At 74.5% G+C, this 16,790-nt stretch carries 18 protein-coding genes; 7 read left to right on the plus strand and 11 right to left on the minus strand.

Annotated elements, in window-relative coordinates:
• Positions 1 to 117 precede the first annotated feature (117 nt).
• The 3 genes from GUY61_RS08675 to GUY61_RS08685 all read right to left on the minus strand — a co-directional run bounded on the left by GUY61_RS08675 (position 118) and on the right by GUY61_RS08685 (position 3,479).
• Positions 118 to 756 carry a response regulator transcription factor gene (locus tag GUY61_RS08675; protein WP_166629510.1) on the minus strand — a complete coding sequence of 213 codons (639 nt, stop codon included), beginning with the start codon at positions 754 to 756 and terminating at the stop codon, positions 118 to 120.
• Positions 753 to 2,555, minus strand: a complete 1,803-nt coding sequence (locus GUY61_RS39900) for a histidine kinase (RefSeq protein ID WP_313896577.1) — start codon at positions 2,553 to 2,555, stop codon at positions 753 to 755. Before GUY61_RS39900 ends, GUY61_RS08675 begins: the two co-directional genes overlap by 4 nt.
• Positions 2,556 to 2,690: 135 nt before the next feature.
• A complete protein-coding gene (locus tag GUY61_RS08685) occupies positions 2,691 to 3,479 on the minus strand; it encodes a substrate-binding domain-containing protein (protein WP_208105729.1) in 789 nt (262 codons plus the stop codon).
• A 5-nt stretch (positions 3,480 to 3,484) separates the two neighbouring features.
• Between GUY61_RS08685 and GUY61_RS08690 the strand changes: the two genes are divergently transcribed.
• Complete coding sequence (locus GUY61_RS08690) at positions 3,485 to 4,171, plus strand: type 1 glutamine amidotransferase domain-containing protein (protein WP_166629495.1); 687 nt, start codon at positions 3,485 to 3,487, stop codon at positions 4,169 to 4,171.
• Positions 4,172 to 4,323: 152 nt separating this feature from the next.
• Here the strand turns inward: GUY61_RS08690 and GUY61_RS08695 are convergent, their stop codons facing one another.
• The gene (locus tag GUY61_RS08695; RefSeq protein WP_166629496.1) at positions 4,324 to 5,397 is read right to left on the minus strand and encodes a DUF3048 domain-containing protein; all 1,074 of its coding nucleotides are present in this window, start codon (positions 5,395 to 5,397) and stop codon (positions 4,324 to 4,326) included.
• A 130-nt stretch (positions 5,398 to 5,527) separates the two neighbouring features.
• Between GUY61_RS08695 and GUY61_RS08700 the strand changes: the two genes are divergently transcribed.
• The 4 genes from GUY61_RS08700 (at position 5,528) to GUY61_RS08715 (ending at position 7,312) form a co-directional block, all read left to right on the plus strand.
• Positions 5,528 to 5,944, plus strand: coding sequence for a pyridoxamine 5'-phosphate oxidase family protein (locus tag GUY61_RS08700; protein ID WP_166629497.1), 417 nt, complete (start codon positions 5,528 to 5,530; stop codon positions 5,942 to 5,944).
• Entirely contained in the window at positions 5,941 to 6,402 is a 462-nt protein-coding gene (locus tag GUY61_RS08705) for an ATP-binding protein (protein WP_166629498.1), read from the plus strand. The genes GUY61_RS08700 and GUY61_RS08705 overlap by 4 nt, the downstream gene beginning before the upstream one ends.
• A complete protein-coding gene (locus GUY61_RS08710; RefSeq protein ID WP_166629499.1) occupies positions 6,399 to 6,791 on the plus strand; it encodes an STAS domain-containing protein in 393 nt (130 codons plus the stop codon). Before GUY61_RS08705 ends, GUY61_RS08710 begins: the two co-directional genes overlap by 4 nt.
• A gap of 167 nt (positions 6,792 to 6,958) precedes the next feature.
• Entirely contained in the window at positions 6,959 to 7,312 is a 354-nt protein-coding gene (locus GUY61_RS08715) for a metalloregulator ArsR/SmtB family transcription factor (RefSeq protein WP_166629500.1), read from the plus strand.
• Positions 7,313 to 8,062: 750 nt separating this feature from the next.
• Here GUY61_RS08715 and GUY61_RS41130 read toward each other — a convergent pair.
• From GUY61_RS41130 to GUY61_RS08740, 5 genes are all read right to left on the minus strand, one after another.
• On the minus strand, positions 8,063 to 8,260 hold the full coding sequence (locus tag GUY61_RS41130; RefSeq protein ID WP_166629480.1) for a DUF6126 family protein: 198 nt from the start codon (positions 8,258 to 8,260) through the stop codon (positions 8,063 to 8,065).
• Positions 8,261 to 8,337: 77 nt separating this feature from the next.
• Positions 8,338 to 8,727: an ATP-binding protein gene (locus GUY61_RS08725; protein ID WP_313896579.1), complete on the minus strand. Its 390-nt coding sequence runs from the start codon at positions 8,725 to 8,727 to the stop codon at positions 8,338 to 8,340.
• Between the two features lie 92 nt (positions 8,728 to 8,819).
• On the minus strand, positions 8,820 to 9,176 hold the full coding sequence (locus GUY61_RS08730) for a helix-turn-helix transcriptional regulator (protein WP_166629502.1): 357 nt from the start codon (positions 9,174 to 9,176) through the stop codon (positions 8,820 to 8,822).
• Between the two features lie 118 nt (positions 9,177 to 9,294).
• Positions 9,295 to 12,123 (minus strand): cation-translocating P-type ATPase, encoded by a 2,829-nt coding sequence (locus tag GUY61_RS08735; RefSeq protein ID WP_166629503.1) that lies wholly within the window; start codon positions 12,121 to 12,123, stop codon positions 9,295 to 9,297.
• 2 nt (positions 12,124 to 12,125) lie between these two features.
• The gene (locus GUY61_RS08740) at positions 12,126 to 13,007 is read right to left on the minus strand and encodes a universal stress protein (RefSeq protein WP_166629504.1); all 882 of its coding nucleotides are present in this window, start codon (positions 13,005 to 13,007) and stop codon (positions 12,126 to 12,128) included.
• A 331-nt stretch (positions 13,008 to 13,338) separates the two neighbouring features.
• Between GUY61_RS08740 and GUY61_RS08745 the strand changes: the two genes are divergently transcribed.
• Complete coding sequence (locus GUY61_RS08745; protein WP_166629505.1) at positions 13,339 to 14,238, plus strand: universal stress protein; 900 nt, start codon at positions 13,339 to 13,341, stop codon at positions 14,236 to 14,238.
• Positions 14,239 to 14,839: 601 nt separating this feature from the next.
• Here GUY61_RS08745 and GUY61_RS08750 read toward each other — a convergent pair.
• Positions 14,840 to 15,088 (minus strand): hypothetical protein, encoded by a 249-nt coding sequence (locus tag GUY61_RS08750; protein ID WP_166629506.1) that lies wholly within the window; start codon positions 15,086 to 15,088, stop codon positions 14,840 to 14,842.
• Between the two features lie 550 nt (positions 15,089 to 15,638).
• On the opposite strand from GUY61_RS08750, the gene GUY61_RS08755 reads away from it, so the two are divergent.
• Positions 15,639 to 16,409 carry a GNAT family N-acetyltransferase gene (locus GUY61_RS08755; protein WP_166629507.1) on the plus strand — a complete coding sequence of 257 codons (771 nt, stop codon included), beginning with the start codon at positions 15,639 to 15,641 and terminating at the stop codon, positions 16,407 to 16,409.
• An 84-nt stretch (positions 16,410 to 16,493) separates the two neighbouring features.
• Here the strand turns inward: GUY61_RS08755 and GUY61_RS08760 are convergent, their stop codons facing one another.
• A complete protein-coding gene (locus GUY61_RS08760; protein WP_166629508.1) occupies positions 16,494 to 16,670 on the minus strand; it encodes a hypothetical protein in 177 nt (58 codons plus the stop codon).
• Between the last annotated feature and the right edge of the window lie 120 nt (positions 16,671 to 16,790).

The following is a 16,790-nucleotide window of genomic DNA, read 5'->3' on the forward strand; positions in this document are numbered from 1 at the left end:
CCCCGCGTTCGTCGTGTCCGTCTCACTGACGGATCCGAACGTACGGGCACCCGCGGGAGGGCACATCAGGGCAGACCCTGAGACGCCGACGCGGTTCACCTCCGGCGCGGAGGGGGTTCACCGCCGGAGGTAGGCGAGCACGGCCAGCACCCGCCGGTGGTCCTGCCGGCCGGGCTCCAGCCGGAGTTTGGCGAAGACGTTGCGCACGTGCGTCTCGACCGTCTTGCCGCTGACCCCGAGACGGTGGGTGATCGCCTCGTTCGAACGGCCCTCGGCCATCAGGGCCAGGACCTCGTGCTCGCGGTCGGTGAGTTCGTCCAGCGGACCGGCGGGGCGCCGCCGTCCGAGGAGCCGGGTGACCACCTCCGGATCGACGACCGACTGGCCGTCGGCCACCCGCTTGAGTGCGTCGGTCAGTTCGTCGATGTCCGCGACCCGTTCCTTGAGCAGGTAGCCGAACCCCCGCGGGTCACGTGCCAGGGCCCGGAGCGGACTGCCGGTCTCCACGTACTGCGAGAGGACGAGGACGCCGACGCCCGGATGGCGCTCACGGATGTCGCGCGCGGCACGCAGCCCCTCGTCCGTGAAGGTCGGCGGCAGGCGGATGTCCAGCACGGCCACGTCGGGACGGTGCGTGCTCACCAGTTCGTGCAGCCGGCCGACGTCGTCGGTCTGGCCGGCCACGACGACGCCCGCCTCGGTCAGGATACGTACCAGCCCTTCCCGGAAGATCACGGAGTCCTCGGCGATGATCACGCGCACGGCAGCTCCGCCCGGATCCGGGTTCCGCTCCCCGCGGCGCTCTCGACGTGCAGGGTGCCGCCCACGGCCGCCACCCGGTCGGTGAGCCCGCGCAGCCCGCTGCCCGCACGGTCCGCCCCTCCCGAACCGTCGTCGGTCACCTCCACGACCAGCCTGCCGCCGGTGACCCGTGCCATGACGCTCACCGCCCGCGCACCCGCGTGCTTCGAGGCGTTGGACAGCGCCTCGCAGACGGTGAAGTACGCGGTCGACTCGATCAGCGGGGGCAGGCGGCGGGGCTCGACAGCGACCACCACGGGGATCGCCGACTGCTCGGCGAGCGAGGTGACCGCCGGACCGAGGCCTTCCCGTTCGAGAACCGCCGGGTGGATGCCGTGGGCGATGTCCCGCAGATCGCTCAGCGCCTGCCGCAGGAGCCGGTCGGCCTCCGCCACGGTGCCGCGCAGGACCGGGTCCGCGCCGCGCGACAGACCCGCGTCGAGCCTGCGCAGCGCCATCAGGGCGAAGACGAGGCGTGCCTGCGCCCCGTCGTGCAGGTCGCGCTCGAGCCGGCGCCGCTCGCGTTCGGCCGTCTCCAGCAGGCGGGAGTGCCTGGCCCGTGCCTCCTCGGTACGTCTGGCGATCTCGGCTCCGAGCCGGGTGTTCTCCAGACACAACCGCACGGTCGCGGCCACCGCGGTCACCAGCCCGGGGTCCTCCCGCAGCGCCGTGTCGTGGACCAGCACGGCCACCGGCTTCCCGCGGCTCTCCACCGCCGTGGCAGTGCGGCCGGAGTCCGGCGCGGGCAGCGGCAGCGGGCGGCCGTCCGGATCGACGTACGTTCCCGGGGCGCCGGCGCCCAGGCCGAGCCGGAGCGAGGGATCACCCATCACACGTGCGATGGCGCTCTGCAGCAGGTGCGGTGTCGGATGCGCGCCGACCTCGACGACCAGGCCGCCGACCGCCGCGCGGTGCAGCCGCATCCGCAACAGTCCGGCAGCGAAGGCGATCGGGACGGACACCTGGCTGAGGTCCGACAGCAGCAGCACCGTCCCGGCCCCGGGCCGCCCGGGGAACTCCGGGGCCAGGGCGTAGGCGGCCTCCCAGCCGATGAAGGCCACGGCGACGGCCACGGCCGCCCAGGCGGGGAGCAGGACACGGCGGCGGGCCGGGCAGCTCACCCGCCAGCGCCGCACCAGGGCCACCACGCAGGCGAGGGTGATCAGGGCGCCGAGCCAGCGGTAGCCGAGGTCGACGGCGTCGAACAGGGCCGGGTCGTGGACGACGAGGAGCGCGTTCGGACCGCAGTCCGCGCACGTCAGATATGTGGATCCGCCGCTGGCCGCGGGGTCGTACACAGCGGCCCGGAGCAGCCCGCCCACGGCCGTCAGCCCGTAGCCCGCCGTCACGACGGACCGCGCGAAGCGCGTGCCGAGCCGTCCGTCGGGAAACGCGAGCAGGAGATGGGCGAGCACGGCCATGTTCAGGGCCTCCCACCAGGCGCCCACGGCGAACAGCAGCGGGACGCTCGTGCCCTGGAGGTTGCCCAGGAACCAGGTCAGCCCCTCCGCCAGCATCAGCGGGCCGGTGCGATTGGCCGGCCGGCGCCACCACGCGACCAGACCGGCCCCGGCGAAGGACCATCCGACCGCGAGGTCGCGGACGACGTCCGCGGTGGAGGCACCGGTGCGGGCGTACGCCCACGCTCCCAGGGCGCCCGCCGACAGGCTCAGCCCCGCCCACAGCGTCAGGCGGGCGCGAAGGCGCCACCGGTCCCGTACGACCTGGCCCGGCCTTGTGCCGCCATTGGTCACGTCGCCCCCCAGGCACCCGCAAGCCCTCTCCGGCCCTCTCCACGCAGCAGCGCTCGCCGACGCACACCAGGATGTCGCATCTGGCCGGGCCATGACAGGCAGGATCGACCCGTCTCATGTCCGGGGGCGGCATGCCTAGAGCGGGCCCCAGGCCCGCGAGCGGTCCATCAGCCGCTCGTGGACCGCGGCGACCGAGGGGTCGGCGAGGGAGCCGGTGCGCGTGGCGAGGTAGAGGGTGTTCAGCGGCGGGACCTCCGGCTGGTGCAGGATCTCGACCGACCCGGAGGCGAGGGCGGGGTCGGCCAGGTAGCGGGGCAGCACCGACACTCCCGCTCCCGCGACGACCGAGGCCAGGACCGCCCGGAGACCGGGCACCACGACGGAGACCTCGTTGGGCGGGCGGCGGCCGAACTCGCTGCGCCAGTAGCGGCGTACGACGGGCAGTTCCGCTGAGTACGCGACGAGCGGCAGGTGGGCCGGTGCCTTCACCGGTGACTCGGCCAGCAGTCCAGCGTCGATGGTGCGGGCCAGTGAGGGCGGCCCCACCAGCAGGAACTCCTCGTCGGTGAAAGGCGAGACGACAAGATTCCGCGCGGTGGGACGCACGGCGGACACCACCAGGTCGAGCCGCGCCTCGAACAGCGCGGACAGCAGGTCGTCCGCCAGGCCGAGGGTCACGCGCAGCCGCAGCCCGCGCGGCGCCAGCGGGGCCAGTGAGGGCAGCACACGGGCGGCCAGCAGCTCTCCAAGATTCTGCGCGGTGGGAAGGACGGCGGACACCACTAGGTCGAGCCGCGCCTCGAACAGCGCGGACAGCAGGTCGTCCGCCAGGCCGAGGGTCACGCGCAGCCGCAGCCCGCGCGGCGCCAGCGGGGCCAGTGAGGGCAGCACACGGGCGGCCAGCAGCTCTCCCGGGCCGCCCAAGCATCATGGTCCTGTCCGGCGCCGACAGCCTGACCCTGGCCGACGGCACCGCCCACCCCACCGGTTACTGGGCCGAGGAGGTCGCCGCCTCCCACCGGGTGCTGCGCGAGGCGGGAGCCGAGATCGACATCGCCACGCCGGGCGGCGTACGGCCCACCGTCGACCCGATCAGCCTCGACGAGCGCGGCGGGGTCGAGAAGGCCGACGCCGAACGCTTCCGCGGCTACCTGGACTCGCTCGGGCCCGAACTGGCCGAGCCCCTCGCCCTCGCCGGCGCCAAGGCGTCCGAATACGACGCGATCTACCTCCCCGGCGGCCACGGCCCCATGGAGGACCTCGCCGGGGACCCTGACCTCGGCAGGCTGCTGGACGCCTTCGAGCGCGAGGGGCGGATCGTCGCCGCCCTGTGCCACGGCCCCGCCGCGCTGCTCAGCGCGGTGCGTGAGGACGGCGGCTTCGTCTTCGCGGGACGCAGGCTGACCGTGTTCACGGACGAGGAGGAGCGTCAGGGCGGGCTCGGCGACTCCTTGCCGTACTTCGTGGAGTCGAGGCTGCGCGACCTGGGCGCGATCGTCGACGCGGGACCGGCCTGGGGCAGCAGGGTCGTCGTCCACGGCACCCTGATCACCGGCCAGAACCCGCAGTCCAGCGTCGCCACGGCCCAGGAGGTCGCGACGGCCCTCAAGGACTGACACCGGAGGAGGCCCGGAGGAGGCCCGGCGGACACCGGCGGAGACCGGCGGCCCCCGGTTCGCCGCGGCCGGGCGGGGCGGGGCGCGCCCGTGCCGCCCGTCGGGTCACCCGTGCCGCCCGCCGGCGCCGCTTGCCTGTGCCGTCGGCCGGGTCAGCGGGGTGCGAGCACCACCCACACCGGCCCCCGGGCGAAGGCCAGCTCCTCGCCGCCGGGGGTCGTGTACCGGGTGCCGCTCTGTGCCGAGGTGCGCGACCAGCGCGCCTCGTGCGCCCTGCCGTCCCGCAGCACGAGCGCGTCGCCCGAACCCACGGTCTCGCTGTACGGCGAGACACTGCCCCAGCGGTCGTGGAACCGCGACGAGCGCACCGTCACGTACTGCACCACGACCGTCGCGGCCCCCAGCCGGTCCCCGCCGGAGGTGCGGGCCGCCGTGCCGTCCATGGCGATCAGCCACCGGTCGCGGTCCGCGGACCAGGTGAAGGCGTAGCGGGCCGCGGGGAAGCGGACGGTGTGCCCCGAGGTGGCCGTCCCGCCGACCGGCGCCGCTCCGAAGCGGAAGCCGATGTCCCCGGCCTCGCTCGCGTCCGGGGCGGCCTTCAGCGCGCGTTCCGGGCGCAGCAGGAGATTGTGCGGGGCGGCACGGTCCTGGCCGCGGAAGTAGGCGGCGGGTGCCTTGTCCGGCGGCAGCGGATACAGCGGGGCCGCGTCGATCAGAGGGAGCAGCGCGGACTGCGCCCCGGAGAAGGCGAGGGCGGGCCGGCCGAACTGCCGCAGCAGTTCCAGATCGGACTCGCGGGCGCTGCGCACCGGGCCGACGACGTCGGGCAGTCGCGAGGAGTACACGGCGAGCAGCCGGGTCAGCCCGGCCTCCACCTCCTCCACATAGACGATGTCCGCGGCGTCCAGACCCGTCTGGGGGCGGGCGGCGGCCACATTGTCGATCTTCACGGCCAGTACCGGGCCGGGTGTCGCGGCCCGGCCGGTGAACGGCGAGCGCACCTCGCCCGGCTTGTCCTGCGACGGCTTGTCCTGCGTGTCGCAGCCGGCGGCGAAGGTGCCCAGCGCCGTGGCGGTGAGCGTCGTCAGTACCAGGCGTCTCGTCGGTCCCGTCGCGCGCTCACCGTCCACACCGTGCTTCTCCCCCGCGCGGGGAGCGGGCACACGGGCGATGTGCGGACGATAGTTCGAGTCCCGCGTGGCGCCGTTGTACGAAATCTCACCCATCCCGGACGATTCCTCTCAATCGATCCCCCTGAATTGCTAAAATTAGCAATTCATTACATGCTGTGATGGCTGTGCCCGCTAGTAGCCGGCGGGCACGGCTCAAGCCGCGCTTCGAAGAGGACACCGCCCCATGAGCACCACTCCCGCGCCACTGCGCATGGTCGAGGTTTCCGGCGCCGAAGCCGTCTGGCTGCTGGAAGGGAGCACCCTCGGGCGGCTCGTCTACCTCCAGCGGGATCTGGGAGTCGTGCGCCCGGCCCGGCACGTGTGGGAGTTCGGGTGTCTGATCGTACGCGTCCCCGCGCCCGCCGGGGCGGTCCCGGCGACGGTGACCTACCAGGTCGACGAGATCCGCGCGGCGACCGGTACCGGTTGGACGGTCACCGCCTCGGGTGCCGCGCAGACGATCACCGACCGCGACGAGGCGGCCCATTACCGGCGCACCCTGAAGGGCTGGAGCCACGGCCCGCACGACACGCTGGTGCGGATCCGGCCGCAGACGGTGGCGGGGTTCCGGCTCACCCGCGCGGACGGCGCAGAGCGATGACGCGGGGCCCCGCCGCTCTGCCGCGCCGGCACGTGCTCACCCTTCCCACGATCCCCGGCGCCGTCCGGGTCGCCCGGCAGACCGCGGAGATGACCTTCTCGGACTGGGGCATCAGCCTGGCGCACCCCGCGGTCGGACCTGCCCTCCTCGTGCTGAGCGAACTGGTCACCAACAGCGTCCGGCACGCTGCCGTCCTCTCCCCGCAGACCACGATCACCTATGCGGCCGGGGAGGACACCCTGGCCTTCGCGGTCCACGACCGCCACCCGTACCGGCCCCCGCTCTGCGGCCCGGTGGCCGCCGGCGGTGACGGGGGAGGCCTGGCCACCGTCACCGAACTCGTCCTCGGACTCGGCGGCACGGCGGTCGTACGGCCCGATGCCGACGGCAACGGCAAGAGCGTCTGGATCACCCTTCCCCTGCAACGAGCCGCCCGCGAAAGGCGAGAACGCACATGACCATCGAATGGCGCTACACCAGGGAACCGGATCTGGGCATCCTCGCCGTCGCCGGATTCCTCGGCCGGGAGGCGGCCGCCCGCTTCACCGGAGCGGTCGGCTGGGTGATCGCCCGGGGCACCGGACCGGTCATCGTCGACCTGAGCGAGCTGCGCGGCTGGTCGGCGGAGGGGCAGCTCGCCATCGCCGGCGCGGCCCGCCGCTGCGCCGAGCACGGCCGTCCCCTGGAACTCGCGGCGATCCCCGCGAGCGGCTCCATCGTCCCGGACGGCTCCTGCCCGGAGATCCCCGTCCACAGCGACCTGGCCGCGGCGCTGACCGCGCACGCGGGCCGGGACGAAGATTCGGAGGACCGCCGTGAGTGGCGCACCAGCGGCTGGTCTGCCTGACGGACGGCCGGTGTCACCCCGGCCCGGGGCCCGGTTCCGCCGGGCGGGTTCGGCCGGAGGGGCCGCGCACGCGAGGATGTTCGTATGTTGTTGACGATGGAGTGGTCGGGGCGCGCCGACGGGCGACCGGAACAGTACGGGTCGCGGAGAACGGTGAGGAGCGTCCGATGAGCGCACCGCTGTACCAACTGAAGGCCGAGTTCTTCAAGACGCTCGGGCACCCGGTGCGCATCAGGGTCCTGGAACTGCTGAGCGAGCGCGAGCACGCGGTGGCCGAGATGCTGCCCCAGGTGGGGGTCGAGCCGGCTCATCTGTCGCAGCAGCTGGCCGTGCTGCGCAGGGCCAATCTGGTCGTCACCCGCAAGGAGGGGTCGACCGTGTACTACTCGCTGACGAACCCCCACGTCGCCGAACTCCTGACGGTGGCGCGGACGATCCTGTCCGGGGTTCTCGCGGGCCAGGCGGAACTGCTCGCCGACCTGCGGGCCGCCCAGAGCGGGTCCTCGGGGCCGGCGTCGTGAGCGGCGGGACGGGAGTGACCACGGGAGTGACCACTGGAGTCTCCGGGGCGGGGAGCGCCGCCGCGGGCACCTTCCGGTGACGATGTGACGACGGCCCACCACCGGGCGACGCCCTGGTGAACGACGGCCGCCTCACCCCGAGTCCTACGGCGGTGGGGCGGCCGCGGTGGCCCCACCGCCGGGCCGCGCCGGGCCGCCCGGGTGCCTCGCTCCCACCGGTGGAGCACGCGGGCTCACCGCTGTCGGCGGCACCCGGCCCCACCTTGGCCACGCCCCTCGCCGGTCGTGTCCGGCGCTGCTGCTCCCCACCCCGCCGGCGAGCGGCAGGCGTTGGCCGCAGAGACAGAGCCCGGTGCGCGGGCGACTCGGCGGCCGGGCCGCTTGCGGCCCGCCGCGAGCCGGACCCGGGTCTCCGAGTGTCCTGCGAGTTCCCACGGCCCGCCGAGGAGCGGGGCCGCACCGAGCGGTACGCGGCGATGCCGCGGATGCCGTCGGCGGACGCCGTCGGCGGGCGGCGGCACGCCGGACATCACGCTGCCGCGCCGTGACTGCTGTGACTGCCGTGACCGGCGAGGGCGCCCGCCGAGGCCCGCCGTCCGATCAGGGCGCGGATGGCGTTCCGGGTCGCCGGACGCGCCGGGCGCCCGAATCCGTGGCCGTACCGCCTTCCGATGCCGGCGTGTTCCGGCCGTGTTCACGCCTTCGCGTGATGAGGAGGCCGCTGACCGCGCGGGAACTCGTTGCTGGCCGTCACTTCTGCGCGTGCTCGCCCAGGTAGAACAGCAGGTAGACGAATCCGGCGAAGAGGTGGGTCGCGAAGACGTAGACGAAGACCCTCAGGGCGAGGCCGCGTTCCAGCCACTTCTCGCTCTCGCCGCCCGTCCGGGATATCGCGGGATCGGGCCGCTTCCCTTCCTGCTGCCCGGTGCTCTCGGTGCCGTCGGCCATGCGAAGTCCCTTCGGTGGGTGGGGCGTCGGAACGCGGTCGGTGGGAGGGCGCACGGTGCGCCGCCCGGCGGTGGCGGTCACCGCAGACGCGGGTCGGGCATGGCGAAGCGGACCAGGACGGTCTTGCCCGGGCCGTGCGCCGCCGGTTGGATGCTCAGTTCGCCGTCGTACCGCGCGGCGAGTTCCCCGACCGTCAGCAACCCCCGCCCGGTCCCTCCGGCCGGCAGGGCCGGTACGCGGGGATCCCGGTCGGCGACCCCGACGACCAGCCGGCCGGCTCCGGCGGTGACGCCCACCTCGGCGGCCGGCGAGTGGTCGGACGCGTGCCGGAGCACATTGGTGACGAGTTCGCTGACGACGAGCAGCACCGTGTCCGCGAACGCGGATCTCGGGGTGATGCCGAGCTCCAGGAGCCGGGCGGCGGTCGTCCGCCGGGCGAGCGCGACGCATCCCGGCTCGGTCGGCACGGTGAACACGTACCGCCGCGGCGCGGCCGCCGCGTGCTCGCGCGGAGCTACGGGCAGATGCCGCCGCCATGGCAGAAAGCGACCGACTCCCATTACGAGGCCCCGCCCCGCACGGGCGTGCCCCCGGTCTGACGCAGTTCGTCGAGCAGATCCTGCTGCCCCGCCAGCAGCACGGTCAGGATCCGCCGCGCGGACGCCAGCAGCTCCGCGACGTCGCCGCCCGCCAGCTCGTACGTCACGGTGGAGCCGTTGCGTGTGGCCGTCACGATCCCGGAGCGGCGCAGCACCGCCAGCTGCTGCGACAGGTTCGACGGCTCGATCTCGATGGCCGCCAGCAGGTCCCGTACGGGCATCGGCCCGTCCTGGAGCAGCTCCAGCACACGTATCCGCGCCGGATGACCCAGCATCCGGAAGAACTCCGCCTTGGCCTCGTACAGCGGAACCGCCACCCCGATCACCTTTCGCCCGCCCGCGCCGCAGCAACTGACGAATTGAAGAACTCTTCAATTCTACTGGCGCGGCGGACCTCCTGGCGCCGCCGACCTCCCGGCCCGCGGCGCCGGGAGGTCAGGCCGCCGCGCGCACGCGGGGGTCCTCGCCGCTCCCCTGCCGTCCCCGGCCGTCGCGCCGGGCGGTCACGGCGCGCGTCAGGTGCTCGGCCAGCAGCACGGTGGAGGCGGTGGCGGCGCACACCAGCCACTGCCCGGCGTCCAGGGGAACCGTGTCGAAGACCGTACGGGCCCACGGCACATGGACGGCGGCGATCTGCATGAGCAGCACCGCGGCGAGGCACAGCCACAGCGTCCGGTTGCGGAACTGGTGACGGCCCACGACGGGTCCCGCCTCCGACCGGGCGCCCAGAGCGTTGAACAGCTGGAACAGGACGAAGGTCGTGAACGCCATGGTCGCCGCGGTGGCAGCGTCGGTGTAGTGCCGGGCGGACGCCAGGACCGCCAGCGTGCCGACGGCCATGACCGCGCCTGTCCGGGTGATGGCGGCCAGCCGGCGCGCCGTCAGGATCCGTTCCCCCGACCCTCGGGGCGGCCGGTGCATGACGTCGCCGCGGGCCGGGTCCACACCGAGGGCCATCGCGGGCGGACCGTCCATGATGATGTTGATCCACAGCAGCTGCACCGCCGTCAGCGGGGCCGGCAGCCCGATCAGGGAGGCGGCCAGCAGCGTGAGGATCGCCCCGATGTTGGTCGACAGCTGGAACCGGACGAAGGTGACGATGTTGTCGTAGATCGAGCGGCCCTCGCGGATCGCCCGCACGATCGTGGAGAAGTTGTCGTCGGTCAGCACCATGTCGGCCGCCTCCTTGGCGACGTCGGTGCCGGTGATGCCCATGGCCACTCCGATGTGCGCCGCGTGCAGGGCCGCGGCGTCGTTCACGCCGTCACCCGTCATGGCCACGATGTGGCCCTTCGCGGACAGCGACCGCACGATGGTGACCTTGTGCTCCGGGGCGACCCGTGCGAACACCGCGATGCGGTCGACGCGCCCGGCCAGCTCCTCCTGCGTCATCCGGTCCAGGTCGGCGCCGGTGACGGTCTCGCCCTCGATACCCAGCTCACGGGCGATGGCCGCCGCCGTGTCGGCGTGGTCACCGGTGATCATCTTCACCGCCACGCCGGCGGTGCGGCACAGCGCGATCGCCTCGCCCGCCTCCCGCCGGGGCGGATCGGCGATGCCCGCGATCGCGGTCAGCGTCAGTTCCGGCAGACCGTCGGCCGGCACCCCCGCCGCGCCCGGCCCGGCAGGGGCGGGCGGCCGGTCCACCACCGCGGTGGCGGAGCCGAGCACGCGCAGCCCCGTGCCGCCCAGCCGGGACGCGGCGGCTACGATCTCCGCGCGGCGCTCCGCGTCCAGCGCTGCCGTGCCGCCGGCGGTGGCCACCCTCGTGCAGCGGCCCAGCAGCACGTCCACCGCGCCCTTGACGTGGACGCGAGTACGGCCGTCCGGCTCCGCGTGGAAGGTGGCCATGTACTTCGCGCCGCCGTCGAACGGCACCTCGCCCGTACGGGGCACCCGCGCGCGCAGCGCGTCCACGTCGAGCCCCGTCTTCGCCGCGAGTACCACCAGGGCGGCCTCCGTCGGGTCGCCGATGACCCCGTCCGGCGTCAGCCGCGCGTCATTGCACAGGGCGAACGGCAGCACGGCCTCGCGCAGCGCCTCCGCCTGCGCCTGCGCGTCCCGCGGCTCCAGGGCCGGCCCGTCCGCACCGGCGAGGCGTACCTCCCCGGAGGTGCCGTAGCCCTCACCGGTCACGTCGTACAGCCGCCCCCCGGACCACAGGGCCCGTACGGTCATCTCGTTCAGCGTCAGGGTGCCCGTCTTGTCGCTGCACACGACGGTCGCGGCCCCCAGCGACTCCACCGAGGCCAGCCGCTTGACGATCGCCCCGCGGCGGGCCATGCGGTGCACGCCGAGCGCCAGGGTCAGCGCCAGGATGGCCGGCAGCCCTTCCGGGATCGCCGCGACCGCCAGGGCCACCGCCCGCAGCGCCACGTCCGACAGAGCGGCGCCGCGGACGAGCGCGCTGACGGCGTAGGCGGCGACCGCCACACCGCTGACCATCGCCAGCCGCCGGCCCAGGCTGTCCATCTGCACCTGGAGGGGGCTGGGGGGCTGCGCGCCCGTGCGCAGCGCCTCGGCGATCGCCCCGACCTCGGTGCGCATGCCGGTGGCCGTGACGACCATCTCGGCACGGCCCCGGGTGAGAGCCGTGTTCATGAACAGCATGCCGGTCCGCTCGGCGGGTGCCACCGGCTCCTCGCCGTCGTGGTCGACGGCCGCCGTCGTCTTGGCGACCGGCTGCGACTCGCCGGTCAGCGCGGCCTCGCCGGCCTCGGCCGACTCCGCGACCGTCAGCCGCCCGTCGGCGGGCACCCGGTCGCCCGCCTCCAGCAGCACCACGTCGCCCGGCACCAGGGCCCGCGCCGGGATCTCGCGCACCTCGCCGTCCCGGCGCACCCTGGCCGTGGCCACCAGCATCCGCTGCAGCGCCTCCAGGCTGCGCTCGGCGCGGCGCTCCTGCAGATAGCCGATCGTGGCGTTGACCAGCAGCACCACGGTGATCACCAGCGCGTCGCCGACCTCGCCGATGATTCCGGCGACGACCGCGGCGCCGATCAGGATCCCGATCAGCCAGCTGCGGAACTGGTCGAGCACGCGCAGCCACTGCGCGCGCCTGGCCGGCTGCGCCAGCTCGTTCGGGCCGTACTCCGTCGTACGCACCCCGGCCTCGGCCGTGCTCAGGCCGAGGGCCGGGTCGACACCGAGCGCGGCGGCAACCGCCGCGCTCTCGACGCGGTAGGCGTCAGTGAACGCGGCGGGCGCCGCTTCGGGGGAGCGGGGTGCGACGGGTGTGTCCTCCGCCGCTGCATGCCCGCTCATCCTCAGTCACGCCCGGAGCGTGCCACCGCGACGGGGCAGTGCGCGTGGTGCAGCACGGCCTGGCTCACGGAACCGAGCAGCAGCCCGGTGAACCCGCCGCGGCCGCGTGCACCGACGACCAGCAGCTGGGCGCTCTCGCTGGCCTCGATCAGGGCCTGGCGGGGGTGCGCCTGCACCAGCCGGCGCTCCACCGTGACGTCGGGGAACTTGTCCTGCCAGCCCGACAGCGCCTCGGCGAGCACGCGCTCCTCCTCGTCGCGGAGCATGGTCTCGTCGTACACCAGCGGCAGCGGGTCGCCGGGGGCGGTCGCGACCGGCCCCGTCCAGTTGTTCCAGGTGTGCAGGGCGACCAGCTTCGCGCCGCGCAGCGAGGCCTCGGCGAAGGCGAACGCCACCGCCGCCTCACCCGCGGGGGAACCGTCGACGGCCAGCAGCACCGGGCCGGCCGGCTCCTGCCGGCCGCGCACCACGAGCACCGGGCAGCGGCCGTGCGCGGACAGGTGCACGGCCGTCGAGCCCAGCAGCAGCCCGGTGAACCCGCCGAGGCCGCGGCTGCCGACCACGACGAGTGCCGCGCTCCGCGACTCCGCCTCCAGGACCGACAGCGGCTCACCGGTGACGACGGCGGACTCGATCTCCACCTCGGGCTCGGTGGTCCGCGCCCGCTCCACGGCGTCCGCAACCGTCGTGTCCGCCAGATTGCGCAGCCCGCCCTCGGCGGGGCCGAGCGGCGACGGGCCCAGCGGCACGTGCATGGCGGGCCAGATGAAGGCGTGCACCACGCGCAGCCCGACCCCGCGCAGCCGCGCCTCACGCGCGGCGGTCTCCACCGCGAGAAGGCTCGAGGGCGAGCCGTCCACTCCCACCACGACCGGAACGCTCATGCTCGTCTCTCCCATGTCCGTGCGCCTGCCTGCGCGCTTTGCGTACTGTTTACTGATCAGCCCGCACCGTACCCGGTCCCGGCCGGGGCGCGGCAGACCGGGTCGCCGCGGCGGCGGCCGGGGTGTTCGTCCCCGGCCCTCGCCCCAAGCCTCCCGCGGCCCCCGGGCCGCTGCCAGGGGGCCGTTGGTCCCTGCCCCGGACCAACTGCGGTCCACGCCGCAGGACCAATGGCCCTCGCGGCCGGCCCGTCCGCCCGGGACACTGAAGATCCGAAACAAGTCAGGACGAGAGCCGGACGCGGCACGCCGCGGCGGCATCTGGAGGTTCCCCATGCCCGGTCCCGTCGTCGTCGGTCTGGACGGTTCCCGCGAGAGCCTGGCCGCGGCACGCTGGGCCGCCCGCGAAGCGACGGCACGGCGTTCGCCGCTGCTTCTGCTGCACTCGTGGACGTCCCAGCCGCTGAACGCGCCCATCGCCCAGGAGGGCCACAACAAGCAGCTCTACGGGCGCGAGGTGCTGGACGCCGCCGCGGCCGAACTGACCCGGCTCCACCCCGGGCTGTCCGTGTCCACCGAACTGGTCGCGGACCCGGCGGCGAAAGCACTGCTGGACCATGCCGAGGACGCCGGGATGCTGGTGGTGGGCTCCCGGGGGCACGGCGCCGTCGTGGGGTTCCTGCTCGGATCCGTCAGCCTGCACGTGATCGGTGCCGCCGGCTGCCCGGTGGTCACGGTCAGGGCAGGCGCCGCTGCCGGCGCGCACGGTGCGGCTCCGGTTCCGGTTCCGGGCGACGACGACGTCCTGGGTAACGAGGACGGCGCCATCACGGTCGGCCTGTCGGCGCACGGACCGGCCGCACACGCCCTGCTGGACTTCGCCTTCGCCTCGGCCGAGCCCGACGGGACGCCCGTGCGGGTCGTCCGGTCCCTGCCCCTGACCACGCTGCTCCCCGGGCCCAGCGGTGAGCCGGGGCGCTTCGAGGCACAGGAACGCGAGGCGCTGGCAGGTGAACTGGCCGCGTGGCGGGAGAAGTTCCCCACCGTGCCCCTCACCGAACACGTGGAGACGGGTACGGCGGCCCAGGTCCTGCTGGCCGCCGCGGCGCACAGCAGGCTCGTCGTGGTCGGCAAGCGGCGCCACTCCGCACCGTTCGGCGGGAGGCTGGGGCCCGTCGCGCACGCCGCGCTGCACCACCTGCCCTGCCCCGTGGCCGTGGTCCCGCACGACTGACGTTCCCGCCGCCGGTCGAGGCGCCGCCCCCGTGCGGTGCCGCGCCTTCCCCGGTGGCGGCGTGGATCCCGCGGCCCCGCACGCGGTTCGGCCGCCGGAGCCGGACGGGCATTCGCGGCCGGAGCACCGCAGGGGCCACCCGGTGCAACGCGCGACCCGGCGCGCCGGATGCGGCCGGCCCACGGCACCCGGCGTCACCGCGCCGATGTGCCGGCCACCACGCCGACGACGGCGCGACGGCCTCGCCCGAAGACACGCTCCGGCCGCTTCCACCGGACGCGCACATCTCCCGTGTGCGCGTCCATGCGCACCGGTCACAGACGGCGAAGCGCCCGGCCGCCGCGGCCCGGACCGCCCGGACAGCACCGCCGGACCGATCACCGCGGTCGGCCGATCGTGTGCCGCACCACCGCCGTGCTCGCCGAAATCGGGCCCTCCTCCTCGCTCCGTGCCTGCTGGACGCATCGCCGACCGGGCCGGACGCTGCCGCGCCCTCGGTCTCACTGCCGGGTCCGCCTCCGGCCGCCGCGGCGTCCTCCCCCCAGCGGGCGAGCGGGGCGGGCGCCCTCCGTCCGCGGGGTGCCGGAGGAGGCGGCCACGGCTACACGGCGGCCTCCTCATAGGGCCCCGGGTACAGCGGGCCGGGCTGCAACTGCCGTACGAGCCCGAAGAGGCGGGCCTCGTTGCCCCGCAGGCCCGCCTCCTCCAGCGCCCGGTCGGCCTCGCCCACCGGCGCGGCGAGCAGATGGGCGGCCTCGGCGGTACGGTCCGGATCGTCGTCCACCACGGCCCGCACCGCCCGGAGCACCCGGAGATAAGCCTGTGCCGCCCTGCGCTCTGCCTCGGTCACCGCCGGCCTGCCCTTCTCCGGAGCGCTTCTCCGGAACGTCCCGCTCGTCCGATGTGGTGCGACCAGCTTTCCGGAGGGGTCTGACAGTCACCCGCCGCCGGTGACCGGTGAGCGAACGGATCAGGCCAACCAGCGTGCGCCCGGCCGCTGTGGGAGCACGTGCCGATGCGCCACGCGTGGCATGGATGCCCTACGAGTCAGGCGGTTCCCGGCGCGAATTCCACAACTCGGTGTGGAGGAGGGGAGGGTGGCGGAAAATCGACCGAGTGGCGTGACGGCGTGGCGCGGAACCACGCCCCCTCCGCGCCTTCTTGAGCTGCCGCACCACCGAGTTCGCGTCGGGCTCGGGCGGGCGCCCGGGCCCCTCGGCCCGGCCGCGCCCCGGTTCGCTCACTCCCGGACGGGGTTCGCTCACTCCGGGCCGGGCGCCGCGGACGTCTCGGCGGGTGGCGCTCCCGCGCCGAGGGGGGGCGTGGGCGCAGGGCTGAGGCCGTCCCGGCGGTCGGAAAACCGGTTGCCGTACGCGGCCCGGGAGTGATGGGCTGTGAAAATGGATCATGATGCGGTGCTCGCACTCTTCGACGACCGGATGAGGCGCGGCGCACGGAGCGGGGGGACCCACGCGCGCGTCGAACTCGTGGGGGACGTGGTGCGCGAGGTCGGCGAGGGCTGGGCGGCGGTGATCTGGTCCGGCCTGGACGAGACGACCGCGGATGCGGCCATCGCGGAACAGGTACGCCACTTCGAGGGGCTCGGCCAGGAGTTCGAGTGGAAGTTGTACGCGCACGACCGGCCCGGGGACCTCGCCGTACGGCTCCTCGCCGCGGGCTTCGAGCCCGAGCCCCAGGAGACCCTCATGGTCGCCGAGATCGCGGATCTGCCCACCGACGTCGAACTGCCCGAGGGCATCGCGCTGGTGCCGGTGACCGACCCGGCGGGGGTGGACCTGATGACGCGCGTGCACGACGGGGCCTTCGGCACTGACGGCTCCGCGCTCAGGACGCAGTTGCTGGCCCGGCTTGCCGCCGACCCGGAGTCGTTCACGGCCTTCGTCGCCATGGCCGGGGACCGGCCGGTGTGCGCGTCCCGGATGGAGTTCCACGAGGGCACCGGTTTCGCGAGCCTGTGGGGCGGGGGCACCGTGCCGGAGTGGCGGGGCCGCGGCATCTACCGTGCCCTGGTCGCCGTCCGCACCCGTCTCGCCGCGGAGCGGGGCTACCGCTATCTCCAGGTGGACGCGTCCGACCAGAGCAGCCCCATCCTGCGACGCCTCGGCTTCGTCCCCCTCACCACCACGACGCCCTACCTCCTCCGCCCCTGACGCGTCCGGCCCGGCCAGCCCCCTGCCGGGACCGGGCACGGCCCGTGGGGCCGTCCGGCCCCGGCAGGGGCGGCGGTCGTAAGATCAGCCGTCGTGCTCCGGGCCTCGGCCCTTCACCGCACGCTCGGGGACGGCGGCCTCCCGCGCGGGGGGTCCGGAGCCCTTCTCCGGCTCGCCCTGCTCGCGCAATTCCTCGGGTTCGAGCCTGCAGACCTCGGCGCGCAGCATCGCGTTCACCGCCGCGTAAGGGTCGATGGGCATGTCACTCCTCCTGATGCGTATTGACGGTGCACTGCTGACAGCACGTGACTAGGGGCGGGCGCGGGAGAGCGCCCGGCACCCGGTCAGCAGCGGAGCACCACGCAGCGCACGGTGCGGAGT

The sequence above is a fragment of the Streptomyces sp. GC420 genome (assembly GCF_009916105.1).
Taxonomy (GTDB): Bacteria; Actinomycetota; Actinomycetes; order Streptomycetales; family Streptomycetaceae; genus Streptomyces.